13 protein-coding genes are annotated in these 14361 nt (G+C 72.9%); 3 read left to right on the top strand and 10 right to left on the bottom strand.

Translation table 11 applies throughout. The annotated features are described in order from the left end of the window. Window positions 1–43: 43 nt before the first annotated feature. Window positions 44–1237 (bottom strand): amidase, encoded by a 1194-nt coding sequence (locus ACFYXA_RS20790; RefSeq protein WP_389034758.1) that lies wholly within the window; start codon window positions 1235–1237, stop codon window positions 44–46. A gap of 271 nt (window positions 1238–1508) precedes the next feature. Between ACFYXA_RS20790 and ACFYXA_RS20785 the strand changes: the two genes are divergently transcribed. Further along, entirely contained in the window at window positions 1509–2759 is a 1251-nt protein-coding gene (locus tag ACFYXA_RS20785) for a tetratricopeptide repeat protein (RefSeq protein ID WP_389034755.1), read from the top strand. A gap of 33 nt (window positions 2760–2792) precedes the next feature. Here ACFYXA_RS20785 and ACFYXA_RS20780 read toward each other — a convergent pair whose 3' ends face one another. Further along, a complete protein-coding gene (locus ACFYXA_RS20780) occupies window positions 2793–3761 on the bottom strand; it encodes a M28 family metallopeptidase (protein ID WP_389034752.1) in 969 nt (322 codons plus the stop codon). Between the two features lie 149 nt (window positions 3762–3910). Beyond that, window positions 3911–4387, bottom strand: coding sequence for a VOC family protein (locus ACFYXA_RS20775; RefSeq protein ID WP_389034749.1), 477 nt, complete (start codon window positions 4385–4387; stop codon window positions 3911–3913). A gap of 85 nt (window positions 4388–4472) precedes the next feature. On the opposite strand from ACFYXA_RS20775, the gene ACFYXA_RS20770 reads away from it, so the two are divergent. Further along, entirely contained in the window at window positions 4473–4805 is a 333-nt protein-coding gene (locus ACFYXA_RS20770; protein ID WP_389034746.1) for a CGNR zinc finger domain-containing protein, read from the top strand. A 9-nt stretch (window positions 4806–4814) separates the two neighbouring features. Here ACFYXA_RS20770 and rarD read toward each other — a convergent pair whose 3' ends face one another. Both rarD and ACFYXA_RS20760 read right to left on the bottom strand, forming a co-directional pair. Next, window positions 4815–5885: an EamA family transporter RarD gene (rarD, locus tag ACFYXA_RS20765; protein ID WP_389034743.1), complete on the bottom strand. Its 1071-nt coding sequence runs from the start codon at window positions 5883–5885 to the stop codon at window positions 4815–4817. 146 nt (window positions 5886–6031) lie between these two features. After that, window positions 6032–6886 (bottom strand): SDR family oxidoreductase, encoded by an 855-nt coding sequence (locus tag ACFYXA_RS20760; protein ID WP_389034739.1) that lies wholly within the window; start codon window positions 6884–6886, stop codon window positions 6032–6034. Between the two features lie 103 nt (window positions 6887–6989). Here ACFYXA_RS20760 and ACFYXA_RS20755 point away from each other — a divergent pair, with 103 nt between their 5' ends. Then, on the top strand, window positions 6990–7400 hold the full coding sequence (locus tag ACFYXA_RS20755; protein ID WP_389034735.1) for a winged helix-turn-helix transcriptional regulator: 411 nt from the start codon (window positions 6990–6992) through the stop codon (window positions 7398–7400). A gap of 23 nt (window positions 7401–7423) precedes the next feature. Here the strand turns inward: ACFYXA_RS20755 and ACFYXA_RS20750 are convergent, their stop codons facing one another. From ACFYXA_RS20750 to ACFYXA_RS20730, 5 genes are all read right to left on the bottom strand, one after another. Next, the gene (locus tag ACFYXA_RS20750) at window positions 7424–8527 is read right to left on the bottom strand and encodes a 2-oxoacid:ferredoxin oxidoreductase subunit beta (protein WP_356678782.1); all 1104 of its coding nucleotides are present in this window, start codon (window positions 8525–8527) and stop codon (window positions 7424–7426) included. Continuing rightward, entirely contained in the window at window positions 8520–10448 is a 1929-nt protein-coding gene (locus ACFYXA_RS20745) for a 2-oxoacid:acceptor oxidoreductase subunit alpha (protein ID WP_389034730.1), read from the bottom strand. Before ACFYXA_RS20745 ends, ACFYXA_RS20750 begins: the two co-directional genes overlap by 8 nt. Before the next feature lie 172 nt (window positions 10449–10620). Next, window positions 10621–11280, bottom strand: a complete 660-nt coding sequence (locus tag ACFYXA_RS20740; protein ID WP_389035101.1) for a response regulator — start codon at window positions 11278–11280, stop codon at window positions 10621–10623. Window positions 11281–11455: 175 nt separating this feature from the next. Further along, window positions 11456–12793, bottom strand: coding sequence for a sensor histidine kinase (locus ACFYXA_RS20735; protein ID WP_389034727.1), 1338 nt, complete (start codon window positions 12791–12793; stop codon window positions 11456–11458). Window positions 12794–12948: 155 nt separating this feature from the next. Beyond that, window positions 12949–14190, bottom strand: a complete 1242-nt coding sequence (locus ACFYXA_RS20730; protein WP_352245266.1) for a sensor domain-containing protein — start codon at window positions 14188–14190, stop codon at window positions 12949–12951. Window positions 14191–14361 lie beyond the last annotated feature (171 nt).

The raw sequence follows: 14361 nt of genomic DNA, 5'->3' as shown, positions 1-14361 counted from the left end.
GGCACGCCCCGACTAGCTGCACGTGCATCATATGTGCATGCAACTACCTGCGCCAGGGGGCTTCTTCCTCCGCGGCTCTCGCCACGGCGAGCAAGGACGCCTCCCGCCCGTGCGCCGCCACCGCCTGGAGGCCCACCGGGCAGCCGTCCTCGCCGAGGCCCGCCGGGATGCTGATCGCGGGGTGGCCGCTGAGGTTGAACGCCCAGGTCAGCGCTGTCGAGTAGCGGTCCCCGGGTCCTTCGTGGCCGTGGGGGGGATCGGGGGTGGCGGGGGTCAGCAGGAGGTCGGCGCGGTCGAAGAGGCGGGCCAGCCGCCGGTCGTTGACGCTCCGGGCGGGCGCGACGGCGTCCGGGTCACCGATTCCGCGCAGCGCGAGCCAGGCGGGCGCGGGATCGTCCAGCCGCAGGGGCGCCCCCGGTAGCAGCCGTACGACGCCGGCGGCTACGAGGCGTTCCACGGCGCCCCGTGCGACAGCCGCCACCCCCGGGTCGGTGTCGGCGAAGCCGAGATCGGGGGAGAAGACGGCCCTGAAGGGCCTGCCGGGGGAGGGTGCGTGGACGTCGGCGGCCCGGTCGCCCGGTCGGCCGGGCGATGCGCTCATCACTCTCCACCAGGCCTCCGCGTCCGCCGCGTGGCGGGCGAGCACCCCCGGTGCGGCCAGGCCGGTCCGGTCGGCGGAAGGGAGACGTCCGTTCGTGGGCTTCAGGCCGACGATCCCGCACCAGGCCGCCGGGATCCGCACCGAGCCGGCCCCGTCGCCGCCCGTCGCCAGCGGCACCAGGCCGGCCGCGACCGCCGCGGCGGCACCGGCCGAGGAGCCGCCCGGCGTACGGTCGGCGCGCCACGGGTTGACGGTACGGCCGTGCGCCCCGAGGCCCCACGTCCGCCAGGGCGTTCCGGGCCCGGGCACGGCGGTCGCCCCCACCGGCACGCACCCCGCGTCGACCAGCGCCCCCGCCGCGCGCGTCCCGTGCCGCCCCTTCACCCCGACCGGCACCCCGGCCAGCGGCAGCGGCTCACCCCCGGCGACCCGCGCATCGACCTCCCGCGCCCGGGCGTGCGCCGCGTCCTCCCACACTTCGAGGAACGCCCCAAGCGACGGGTCGACGAGCCGGATGCGCTCCAGTGCCCCGGCCGCCACGTCGACGGCCCGCACCCGCCCCTCCCGCACGGCGGCGGCGATCTCCACGGCGGACGGAGGGGCCGGATCGAGGGCGGTCGCGGGCCCTGCGGTCAACCCGGCGACCGGCGGGATCACGGGCCGCCCGCCCGGGACTGCGCCCGACTCCTCCCCAGAACGTCTGTTCCCCCCACCGGGACTTCCCCTCATCTCCCCGCCCCCTTTCCGTGCCCGCCGCCCTGCCGGAGTCCCTTGCAACGATGCTGTGACGTCGCGGTGACGTGGGGACCGTGGGCGAGCGGAGAGACTCGACGGTACGTGTACGCGTGCGTGCACGGGTTATGAGCACGACGTACGTGCACGGGTGACGAGTCCGAGTGAGGAAACGATGTCTCGACTCAGCCGCGAGAAGAAGCGGGATCAGGAACACGCCGGTCGGCCGGCCGGCGCGGCGGCACCGCTCGACGTGCACGTCCCCGTGGGCGGCCCGGCGACGATCGGCGGCGTCCCCGTCGTGCCGGGAGACGGCGAGGAACCGCAGCAGGCGGTACTGCGCCACCTCCACCGCATCGCCCTCGCCGGCGGGCGTCCCGTCGCCGCCACGGTCCACGACGAGCGCATCGGCTACGTCGTCCCGCTGCGCGTCGAGCCGAACGGCTCCAGTCACTTCACCGGGCAGCCCCTACGGGTCGCCCCGCCCGCCGGCGAGTCGCCGACGGCCACGCCCTACGGGACGGCGCCGGTGCCCGCGCAGTCCCGCGCCCCCAGGGGCGTCCCGGAGCAGCGGGACGCGGCCCCGCCCGTTCCCGGCGCGGTCACCGCCCCGACCGGCGCCTTCGGGCCGCCCCCGGAGATGGAAGCGCAGCGCCGGACACCCGCCCCGCGCGCGGAGGCCGCCCCGGGGCCCGTCGCGCGCCCCCGAGAGCTCCCCGAAGAGCACGCCCCGGTGGAACCGTCCGGCCGGGTCCCCGCTCCGGCGCCGGCCGCCGACGCGTCGGCCTTCCGGGTCACCCCCGAGCCCGCCCGCCCCCGGCCGCTCATCCCGGAGTCCGACCCCGAGGCCGACCCGGACCCCGGCCCCAAGCCGGCGCCCGCCCGCGGCTTCGACGCCGTGGCCGAAGCCGTCCTGGGGGAGGACCCCCGCACCCTTCCGGGCGCGGGCGGTGGCCCCGCCTTCCTCGGGGAGCCGATGGCGCGGATCAACGAGGCGGTGCGGTCGGGCCGGACGGACGCGGCCGCTGCGCTCGCCGAGCGGACCGTGGTCGAGGCCTCCGCGACCCTGGGGCCGGAGCACCCCGAGGTGCTGCGGCTCCGTGAACTCACGGCCTACATCGCCTACTTGGCAGGCGATCCGCTCCGCTCCTTCCATGTCTCCCTCGACCTGGCCCGGATCCACCGCCGCAGCCGGGACGCGGAGGCCGCGTACGGCAACGTCCAGAGCGCGGCGACGGCCTGGCGTGCCGTGCGCGACCCCTTCCAGGGCCTCCACCTCGGGAGTGAACTCCTCACGCTGTGGTCGGAGTTGACGACCGAGGAGGGACCGGCGGCCGGCGACGTCGAGGAGCTGGAGTCGGCTCGCGCCCGGATGCTGCGCCTGGCCGAGCGGGCCCGCAAGGCGGGCGCCGCTCAGCCCGGCTGAGCCGGACCGGCTCGGCGGGAAGGGCGGTTCGGCTTACGCCGACAGCGTCCACACCGCGTACGCCAGCGCGTCCGCGTTGCGGTTCAGCGCCGTGTCGTTGACGTTGGCGGTGGTGTCGCAGGAGGAGTGGTAGCAGCGGTCGAACGCCTGGCCCGCCGTGCCGCCCCACTTGGTCGCCTGTGCCGTCGTCTTGGTGCGGCCGGCCCCGGTGAAGAGGCCGCCGACCGGGACGCCCGCGCTCTTGAAGGGCGCGTGGTCGGAGCGGCCGTCGCCCTCGGTCTCGATCTCGGTCGGGACGCCGATGCCGGTGAAGTAGTCCTTGAAGGTCTTCTCGATGGCCGGGTCGTCGTCGTAGACGAAGTACCCGGGGTTCGGCGAGCCGATCATGTCGAAGTTGAGGTAGCCGCTGATCTTCGCGCGGTTCGCGGCGGACAGGCTGTTGACGTAGTACCGCGAGCCGACCAGTCCCAGCTCCTCCGCGCCCCACCAGGCGAACCGCAGGTGCTTCGTGGGCCGGTAGTCGGTGCGGGCGACGGTCAGCGCGGCTTCCAGGACGGCCGCCGAGCCGGTGCCGTTGTCGTTGATGCCGGCGCCCGAGGTGACGCTGTCGAGGTGCGAGCCGGCCATCACGACCTTGCCCGTGTCGCCGCCGGGCCAGTCGGCGATCAGGTTGTAGCCGGTGCGGCCGGACGAGGTGAACTGCTGGACGGTCGTGGTGAATCCGGCGGCGTCCAGCTTGGCCTTCACGTAGTCGAGCGAGGCCTTGTAACCGGCGCGCCCGTGGGCGCGGTTGCCGCCGTTGGCGGTTGCGATGGACTGGAGCTGGGTGAGGTGCGCCTTGACGTCGGCCACCGGGATGTCGGGCGCGGCGGCGAGGGCGGTGGAGCCGTGGGTGACGGCTTCGGGGGCGGGCGCCGCGCCGGCTATGGATCCGGTGGCGACGAGCGTGACGGCGGCGACGACGGCGGCCGCCGACGCCCGCCCGGAAACGGAGAGCTTCATGTGGGGGGCTCCGAATTCCAGAGGGGTCCCCGCGACAGGTCACGGAGAACCCCCGGTGAATGGGGTGCCTGGATGGTGAAGCTCTGGCCAACTGTCCGTCAAGAGTGCCTGGGGGAAAGGGAGTTAAGTCCGATGGGGTGCGCCCCTCCTCACTGCACGCAGAACTCGTTCCCCTCCGGGTCCGCCATCACGACCCACTGGCCGGACGGCTCCTTCACCTCCCGCAGCACGCTCGCCCCCAGCGCGGTCAGCCGCTCGACCTCCGCGTCCCGCCGCTCCGGACCGGCGTGCACGTCGAGGTGGAGCCTGTTCTTGGCCGTCTTCGCCTCCGGCACCCGCTGGAACAGCAGCCGCCGGCCCAGCCCCGTCCCGCTGTCCGCGTCGAACGGGTCCTGCGGATGCCGTACGGCGACCAGGTCCCGGAAGGCGAGCCTCCCGTGGAACTCCACCGTCGCCTCGCCCGGCAGCGCGCCGGCCGCCAGCAGCCGTTCGATCAACGCGCTGTTGTCCTCGGTTGTGTAGTGCAGCGCGGCGGCCCAGAAGTCGGCCTGGTCCTGCGGGTCGGCGCAGTCGATGACGAGCTTGAAGTGCAGGGGGGCGGGGGCGGCCTCGTGTGTCTCGCTCATGTGACCACTTATAGGCCCTACCGCTGCGCCCCGGGCGCACTCTGCCCGGAACCGCACCTCAGGCGGCCGCGTTCGCCCGCTGGAGATGCTGCACGAGCCCGCCGACCTCGGGGCCCGGGCCGCCCGCGGCCGGCTCCCGGAAGGGCTGGAACCGGTCGTCTCCACGCCGGAGCCGGCCGACGCGCGCCGGACGCGCGACGCGCTCTTCGTCCGACCGCCGCCCGCCCCCACGGCCGCCCGCGACGCGATCGGCCTCTTCACCGGCCCCCGCGCCGACCGCATCCGGGCCTGCGGCGCCGACGGCTGCCACCTGCTCTTCGTCGACACCGCCGGCCCGGGCCGCCGCCGCTGGTGCGGGACGGAACACTGCGGCAAACCGCGGGAAGGTGCGCGCGCACCAGGCACGCAAGGACCCTGAGGGGTCGGGTCACGCCTGTGCGTCGAGGGGGTCGGGCAGCGCGTCGTGAGCCGCGAGCTCGGGAGCCGCCATGTCGGGCGTCGCCCCCTCGGCCCGGGCCGCCGCCGTCACGCCGGCCGGCCTGGCCTCGGCGAGCGGCGCCGCGGTGACGTCCCCGGCGCCCGCCGAGGAGCGCGCGATCCTCGCCCGCGCCCGCCGCGCCGTCCTGAGCGCGTCCCACGTCAGCAGCGTCAGCGCCAGCCAGACCAGCGCGAAGCCCGCCCAGCGCTCCGGCGGCATGGCCTCGTGGAAGTACAGGATGCCGAGCAGGAACTGGAAGACCGGCGCGAGGTACTGCAGCAGACCCAGCGTGGACAGCGGCACCCTGATCGCCGCCGCGCCGAAGCAGACCAGCGGCAGGGCGGTCACGATGCCGGTGGCGGCGAGCAGGGCGGAGTGGCCGAGGCCCTCGTCGGCGAAGGTGGAGCCGCCGTCGGCGGACAGCCACAGCAGGTAGCCGAGCGCGGGCAGGAACTGGATCGCGGTCTCGGCGGCGAGCGACTCCACCCCGCCGAGGTTGACCTTCTTCTTCACGAGCCCGTAGACGGCGAAGGAGAACGCGAGGCACAGCGAGATCCACGGCGGACGGCCGTAGCCCACGGTCAGCACCACCACGGCCGCCGCTCCCACGCCGACCGCGGCCCACTGCACCGGCCGCAGCCGCTCCTTCAGCAGCAGCACGCCCATGGCGATGGTGACCAGCGGGTTGATGAAGTACCCGAGGGACGCCTCGACCACGTGCCCGCTGTTCACGGACCAGATGTAGACGCCCCAGTTCACGGTGATCACGGCCGCGGCGATCGCGACGAGCCCGAGCCGCCGGGGCTGGCGCAGCAGTTCGCCCGCCCAGGCCCAGCGCCGTACGACGACCAGTGCGACGACGACGAAGGCGAGGGACCACACCATGCGGTGGGCGAGGATCTCCACCGCGCCGGCCGGTTTGAGCAGCGGCCAGAAGAGCGGGACCAGGCCCCACATCCCGTAGGCGGCGAAGCCGTTCAGCAGGCCTATCCGGCCCTCACCCTTCGACGTCCCGGCCACCGGGCCCTCCTCTCACTTCGGGCGCGCAGCCGTGCGGCCGTGCGTGGACGAAGGTAACGCCGAGCACCTCTGGCTGTCATGCCCGTATCGCCATACGGTCATGACAGCCAGGGGTGCCCGGTCCGTCCAGGGTCTGCGCGGGGTGGTCAGCCCTTGAGCGCGGCCGTGATCGCCTCCGACAGGGGCGTGGTCGGACGGCCCGCCAGCCGGGACAGGTCGCCGGAGGAGACGACCAGCTCGCCCTTCGCGATCGACGCGTCCACGCCCGCGAGGATCTCGGCGAACGGCCCGGGCAGCCCGGCGCCGGTCAGGATGCCGACGAGAGCCTCCGTCGGGACGTCCTTGTAGACGATCTCCTTGCCGGTCTGCCGGCTCAGCTCGGCCGCGTACTCGGCGAAGCTCCACGCCTCGTCGCCGCCCAGCTCGTAGGTCTTGCCCTCGTGGCCCTCGCCGGTCAGGACGGCAGCCGCGGCGGCTGCGTAGTCGGCGCGGGCGGCGGAGGAGACCCGGCCCTCGCCGGCGGCCGCGACGACCGCGCTGTGCTCCAGCACCGGGGCGAGCTGCTCGGTGTAGTTCTCGTGGTACCAGCCGTTGCGCAGCAGCGCGTACGGCACGCCGGATGCGGTCAGCGCCTTCTCGGTGGCGCGGTGGTCGTCGGCGAGGGCGGCGGTGAGGCTGCCCGGCGCGCTGGTGTAGGCGAGCAGCGCCACACCGGCCGCCTTCGCGGCGTCGATGACGACCTGGTGCTGCTGCGGGCGGCCCTTGTCGAACTCGTTGCCCGAGATCAGCAGCACCTTGTCCCCGGCGGCGAACAGGCCGTCGAAGGTCTCGGGCGTGTTGTAGTCGGCGATCGCGAGCTTCACCCCGCGCGCCGCGAAGTCGGCGGCCTTGGCCTCGCTGCGTACGACGGCGGTGATCTGCTCCGCCGGGACCTTCTCCAGCAGCTGCTCCACGACGTGACGGCCGAGGTGTCCGGTGGCGCCGGTGACGACGATGCTCATGGTGAGTACTCCCAGAGGTGAGGGGCGGAGAAGCGGAACTGCCACTAACCCTAGGTCGTGCGCTAACTCTTGGAAAGTACCCACTTTGAAGTAAGGTACTGGCATGGCAGTAAGTGAAGTGAGCGGAGCGGGCGGTACGCGGTACGACCACGGCGCGGAGCTGTGCCCCTACCGCCTCGTCCTGGAGCACGTCACCAGCCGCTGGGGCGTCCTGGTGCTGATGGAGCTGCTGGAGCGCCCGTACCGCTTCAGCGAACTGCGCCGCGCGATCGGCCGGGTCAGCGAGAAGATGCTCACCCAGACCCTGCAGACCCTGGAGCGCGACGGCCTCGTCCACCGTGACGCCAAGCCGGTGATCCCGCCGCGCGTCGACTACTCGCTCACCGCGATGGGGCGCGAGGCCGCCGCGCAGGTCAAGGCGCTGGCGACCTGGACCACCGAGCGCATGGCCGACGTGGAGCAGGCCCGCCGCGCCTACGACGAGGCCCGGGAGGAACGCTCCCGGGCCTCGTGAAACCGTCGCTCTCGCAGCGAACCTCAGCCGACGACCGTCCAGGTGTCCCCGCCGGCCAGCAGCGCCGCCAGATCGCCCTTGCCGTGCTGGTCGATCGCCGCGTCCAGCTGGTCCGCCATCTGCGTGTCGTACACCGGCCGCTCCACCGCGCGGAACACGCCGATCGGCGTCTGGTGCAGGGTGTCCGGGTCGGCCAGCCGCGACAGGGCGAAGGCGTTGGTGGGGGACGCCGCGTGCGCGTCGTGGACCAGGACGTCGGACTCGTTCTCCTCCGTCACCGTCACCACCTTCAGATCGCCGGTCGCCGCGTCCCGCACGACGCCCTTGCCCAGGTCGCCGCCGAAGCGGATCGGCCGCCCGTGCTCCAGCCGGATCACCGTCTCCTCGGCCGACTGCTTGTCCTTGAGCGCCTCGAACGCGCCGTCGTTGAAGATGTTGCAGTTCTGGTAGATCTCGATCAGCGCCGTGCCCGGGTGGGCGGCGGCCTGGCGCAGCACCTCCGTCAGATGCCTGCGGTCGGAGTCGACGGTCCGGGCCACGAACGACGCCTCGGCCCCGAGGGCCAGCGACACCGGGTTGAACGGCGCGTCCAGCGAGCCCATCGGCGTCGACTTGGTGATCTTGCCGACCTCGGAGGTGGGCGAGTACTGGCCCTTGGTGAGCCCGTAGATCCGGTTGTTGAACAGCAGGATCTTCAGGTTGACGTTGCGCCGCAGGGCGTGGATGAGGTGGTTGCCGCCGATGGACAGCGCGTCCCCGTCGCCCGTCACCACCCACACGCTCAGGTCCTGCCGGGAGGCGGCGAGCCCCGTCGCGATCGCCGGCGCACGGCCGTGGATGGAGTGCATGCCGTAGGTGTTCATGTAGTACGGGAACCGGGAGGAGCAGCCGATGCCCGACACGAAGACGATGTTCTCCCTGGCCAGCCCCAGTTCCGGCATGAAGCCCTGGACGGCCGCCAGGATCGCGTAGTCACCGCAGCCCGGGCACCAGCGCACTTCCTGGTCCGACTTGAAGTCCTTCATGGACTGCCGGGCCTCGGCCTTGGGGACGAGCGAGAGCGCCTCGACGCCACCGCCCGTGCGTGCGGCGGCGCGCCCCGCGGAGGAACCGGTCGTCTCAGCCATCGATGGCCTCCTTCAGTGCCGCGGCGAGCTGCTCCGCCTTGAACGGCATGCCGTTGACCTGGGTGTACGAATGCGCGTCGACCAGGTACTTCGCCCGGATCAGGGTGGCGAGCTGGCCGAGGTTCATCTCGGGGATCACGACCTTGTCGTACGCCCGCAGCACCGCGCCGAGGTTGCCCGGGAAGGGGTTCACATGCCGCAGATGGACCTGCGCGACCGCTTCCCCGGCCGCCCGCAGCCGCCGTACCGCCGCGGTGATCGGCCCGTACGTCGAGCCCCAGCCCAGCACCAGGGTGCGCGCGCCGTGCGGGTCGTCGACCTCGACGTCGGGGACGTCCATTCCGTCGATCTTCGCCTGCCGGGTGCGGACCATCAGATCGTGGTTGGCCGGGGCGTAGGAGATGTTCCCCGTCCCGTCCTCCTTCTCGATGCCGCCGATGCGGTGCTCCAGACCCGGCGTCCCCGGCACCGCCCACGGCCGGGCGAGGGTCTGCGGGTCCCGCTTGTACGGCCAGAAGGCTTCCGTGCCGTCCGCCAGGGTGTGGTTCGGGCCCTGCGCGAACTGCACGCTCAGGTCGGGCAGCTCCTCCAGCTCCGGGATACGCCAGGGCTCGGAACCGTTGGCGAGGTAGCCGTCGGACAGCAGCATCACCGGCGTGCGGTAGACCAGGGCGATACGGGCGGCCTCCAGGGCGGCGTCGAAGCAGTCGGCCGGGGTGCTCGGGGCCACGATCGGCACCGGCGCCTCGCCGTTGCGCCCGAACATCGCCTGCAGCAGATCGGCCTGCTCGGTCTTGGTCGGCAGCCCGGTGGACGGGCCGCCCCGCTGGATGTCGACGATCAGCAGCGGCAGCTCCAGCGACACGGCCAGCCCGATGGTCTCGCTCTTGAGCGCCACACCCGGACCGGAGGTGGTCGTCACCGCCAGCGAACCGCCGAAGGCCGCGCCCAGCGCCGCCCCGATGCCGGCGATCTCGTCCTCGGCCTGGAAGGTCCGCACGCCGAAGTTCTTGTGCCGGCTCAGCTCGTGCAGGATGTCCGAGGCCGGGGTGATCGGGTACGAGCCGAGGAACAGCGGCAGATCGGCCTGGCGGGAGGCCGCGATCAGCCCGTACGCCAGCGCCAGGTTCCCCGAGATGTTGCGGTACGTGCCCACCGGGAACGCCCTGGCCGCCGGAGCCACCTCGTAGCTGACGGCGAAGTCCTCGGTGGTCTCCCCGAAGTTCCAGCCGGCGCGGAACGCGGCGATGTTGGCCGCCGCGATGTCGGGCTTCTTCGCGAACTTCGACCTGAGGAACCGCTCGGTCCCCTCCGTCGGCCGGTGGTACATCCACGACAGGAGGCCGAGCGCGAACATGTTCTTGCTGCGCTCGGCCTCCTTACGGGTGAGGTCGAAGTCCTTGAGAGCCTCGACGGTCAGAGTGGTCAGCGGGACCGGGTGGAGCTGGTAACCGTCGAGGGAGCCGTCCTCCAGCGGCGAAGCCGCGTACCCCACCTTCTGCATCGCCCGCTTGGTGAACTCGTCCGTGTTGACGATGATCTCCGCGCCCCTCGGCACGTCGCCGATGTTGGCTCTCAGCGCGGCCGGGTTCATGGCGACCAGCACGTTGGGCGCGTCGCCCGGAGTGAGGATGTCGTGGTCGGCGAAGTGCAGCTGGAACGAGGACACGCCAGGAAGGGTGCCTGCGGGCGCGCGGATCTCGGCGGGGAAGTTCGGCAGCGTCGACAGGTCGTTGCCGAACGACGCCGTCTCCGAGGTGAAGCGGTCGCCGGTGAGCTGCATGCCGTCACCGGAGTCGCCCGCGAACCTGATGATCACCCGGTCGAGACGGCGGACGTCCTTCGCCCCGTCCGGTTTGCGCTGCTCTCCCACCACGGATCCGTCGGTGTGCTCCGCTGGGCTGCTGACCTGACTGGTCACTGACTGGACCTCCCTCGAGGGTGGCTGTCCCGGGACGGGCCTTCCCGAAGGCCCTCCCTGGATCAACCCTACGTCGGCAGGGGTCGCCTCCCTCGGCCTTTCACATGACGGACATCGCCGTGAGACGGCCGGGCGCCCCGACTTGCCATGATTTCCCGAGTTCTCCCGACTGTCACGAATTGAGATAGGTGAGCACGGCGAGTACGCGCCGATGGTCCCCGTCGCTGGGCGACAGCCCCAGCTTCAGGAAGATATTGCTGACGTGCTTCTCCACCGCGCCGTCGCTGACCACCAGCCGCCGGGCCACCGCCGAGTTCGTCCGCCCCTCGGCCATCAGCCCCAGCACCTCCCGCTCCCGCGGGGTGAGAAAGGCCAGCACGTCCTGCTTCCGGCTGCGTCCGAGCAGCTGGGCGACCACCTCGGGGTCGAGCGCCGTGCCCCCCTGGGCCACCCGCACCACCGCGTCCACGAACTCCCGCACCTCGGCCACCCGGTCCTTGAGCAGATAGCCGACACCATGGCTGGATCCAGCCAACAGTTCGGTGGCGTACCTCTCCTCCACGTACTGCGACAGCACCAGCACCCCGAGCCCCGGATGGGCCTTCCGCAGCCGTACGGCGGCCCGCACCCCCTCGTCGGTGTGCGTCGGCGGCATCCGCACGTCCGCCACCACCACGTCGGGCAGCGCGCCCTCCGCGTCCAGCTCGGTGATGGTCTTCACCAGCGCCTCGCCGTCCCCGACCCCCGCGACGACCTCGTGCCCGCGGTCGGTCAGCAGCCGCGTCAGCCCCTCCCGCAACAGCACGGAGTCCTCGGCGATGACCACCCGCACCCTGTCCACCACGATCCCGGCCCCCCAGCGCACGTCCGCGTCCCACCCGTCTGGTTGAACGCGTACAGCATTCCAGCAAACGGTCGCGGCGTGCGCGGACGGCGAGAGGTTGTTGAGCGGTTTCGGCCGTGCGGGTGAGTCGGCTGCCCGCGAGGCCGTGCGGGTTGCCCGCGGACTACGCCCGCCAGGGCAACTCCGCGGTGATCCGGGTGGGCCCGCCCGCGGGCGAATCCACCACCAGGACGCCGTCCACCGCGTCCAGCCGTCCCGCCAACCCCGCGAGCCCGGACCCGCCGGAGGCGTCCGCCCCGCCCACCCCGTCATCGGCGACCTGCAACATCAACCGGTCCTTCACCCGCCACACGTCCACCGACGCCGCCCTTGCCCCACTGTGCTCGGCGACGTTCTGCAGCAGCTCCGACACCGTGAAGTACGCGATCCCCTCGATCGCAGCCGCGGGCCGCGCGTCCAGATCCACCTCCACCCGCACCGGCACCGTGCACCGCGAGGCCACCGCCGACAGCGCCGCGTCCAGCCCCCGGTCCGTCAGTACCGCCGGGTGGATCCCCCGCGCCAGGTCCCGCAGCTCCCGCAGCGCCGTCTTCACCTCGCCGTGCGCCTCGTCCACCATCGGCGCCGCAGCCCGCGGATCCTCCCGCAGCTTCTCCTTCGCCAGCCCCAGATCCATCGCCAGCGCCACCAGCCGCGCCTGCGCCCCGTCGTGCAGATCCCGCTCGATGCGCCGCAGATCGGCGGCGGCGGTGTCCACCACGACCCCCCGGTCGGACTCCAGCTCCACCACCCGTGAGACCAGCCGCGACCGCCCCAGCAACCCGCGCACCACCACCCGGTCCACCGTGGTCAGCGCCCGCACGATCCACGGCGTGGCCAGCGTGAACATCAGCCCCACCAGCGCCGTCACCGTGATCTCGAACGGGTTGTCGAGATAGATCCGGTGCTGCTCGTCGCCGTACAGCTGGAGCCCGCCCTGCCCGCCGTACAGCGGGAAGACCCAGAACCATAGCGGGTACGTCAGCAGCGCCCAGCCGTACGTCCAGAAGGCCACCGACACGGAGAAGGAGAAGACCGCCCAGGGCAGGTGCACCACCGAGTAGAGCGCTTGCCGCCAGGCGGCGCCGCTCTTCAGCGCGGCTCCCATCCAGGCCATCGCGCCCCGCCCGCGCGGCCGCAGCGGCTCGGGCGCCGGAACCTCCAGACCGAGCAGCGCACGCGCCCGCGCCCGCTCCAGCGTCCCGAACCCCCGGCACCCGGCCAGCCCCGCCGCCAGCACCGGAACGCCGAGGAACGTCACCAGCAGCCCCGCGGCCAGCGACAGCGTCACCACCGCGTACGTGAACAGGACGATGCTGATCGGCAGGCTCAGCAGGACGAAGGCGAACTCCCGCCAGAGCCGCGCCTCCACCGGCGCCCGCAGCACCGACGGCACCCGACGCCACCGCCCCCCGGACCCCGAATCCCCGTACGCCCCGTACTCCCCGAACTGTGTGGCCATCGGCGTCGTCCGTCCTTCTCTTCCCGTCCGCGGGTCTCGTCCACCGCCACCACCCTCCCGAGCGGCGACGCCGCCGGCCATGGAGTCCGTCGGCCTCTTGAACGGGGGGTTTTCCCCACCCCGCGCCCATGGCCGGCGACAAGGCCGCGTACCCCCTACCGGTCCCGCCAGGGCAGCTCCGCCGTCACCGTCGTCGGCCCGCCCGGCGGCGAGTCCACGACGAACAGACCGTCCACGGCCCCCAGCCGCTCCGCCAGCCCCCGCATCCCCGTGCCCCCGTCGAGCCGGGCGCCGCCGCGGCCGTCGTCCCGCACCTGGATGAGCAGCCGGTCCTCGGACCGCCACACGTGCACCCACGCCGACCGCGCCCCGCTGTGCTTGCTGACGTTCTGCAGCAGCTCGGAGACGGTGAAGTAGGCGATCCCCTCGATGGCCTGCGCCGGCCGGGACGTCAGCTCGGCCGTCACCTGCACCGGCACCGTGCACCGCGAGGCCACCGACGACAACGCAGCGTCCAGCCCCCGGTCGGTCAGCACCGCCGGGTGAATGCCCCGCGCCAGATCACGAAGCTCCTGAAGCGCGAGCTTCACCTCACCGTGCGCCTCCTCGACCATCGCCGTAGCCGCGTCGGGATCCTCCAGCAGCTTCTCCTTCGCCAGGCCCAGCCCCATCGCCAGATTGACGAGCCGCGCCTGCGCCCCGTCGTGCAGATCCCGCTCGATGCGCCGCAGATCGGCGGCCGCCGTGTCCACCACGACCCCCCGGTCGGACTCCAGTTCGGCGATCCGCCGCTCCAGCCCGTCCGACGGCGACAGCAGCGCCCGCACCAGCATCCGGTCCACGTTGGTCAGCCCCCGGGCCACGAACGGCAGCACCGGCCACGCCACGAACAGCGACGTGAAGACGACAGTGAACGTGGCGATGCCCCACGGCAGCCGGATCACGTCGTACAGCAGCGTCCGCCAGGCCACCGGATCCTTCAGCGCCAGCCACATCCCCTGGAGCGGGTTGCCCGACCGCCGCAGCGGCAGCGGGCTCGGCTCGTCGATCCGCAGCCCCAGCAGCATCCGCGCCCGGCCCCGCTCGAACCGGCCGATCAGCCGCGCGCCCAGCAGGCCGAGAGCGAGCACCGGCAGCCCCACCGCCGTCAGCGCCAGCACGGCGCCGACCAGCAGCGCGGTGAACCCGTAGCCGAACCCCACGATCGACATGGGCAGGTTCGCCAGGAGATGCGCGATCTCCTTCCAGGTCTGCGCGTCATAGGCGAAACGGGGCGGCGGCAGACGGTCCTCGCTCTCACCCGCCCTCCGGGAGGAGGGCCGAGCGGGCCGGCCGGTCACCGGCACGGCCACGGCAGGTCTGTACGCCGCCGCGGGGGCGGGCTTGGATACGGTCATACGGCTCAGCGTGCCGAGCGGGACGCCGCCGCGCCATGGAGTTCACCGCCCGGGCCCCCGGGGGAAAACCCCACCCCCTTTGCCCCGGGCGAGACGGGCTGCTTACTGTGCCTTTATCAGGCCCTAGACTCCCGTGCGTACAGATCGTCGAACAGGCCGAGGTCGGGGAGC

The sequence above is a fragment of the Streptomyces sp. NPDC002566 genome, assembly GCF_042889585.1.
Classification (GTDB): Bacteria; Actinomycetota; Actinomycetes; order Streptomycetales; family Streptomycetaceae; genus Streptomyces.
This window is presented reverse-complemented; position numbering and strand designations above follow the sequence as displayed.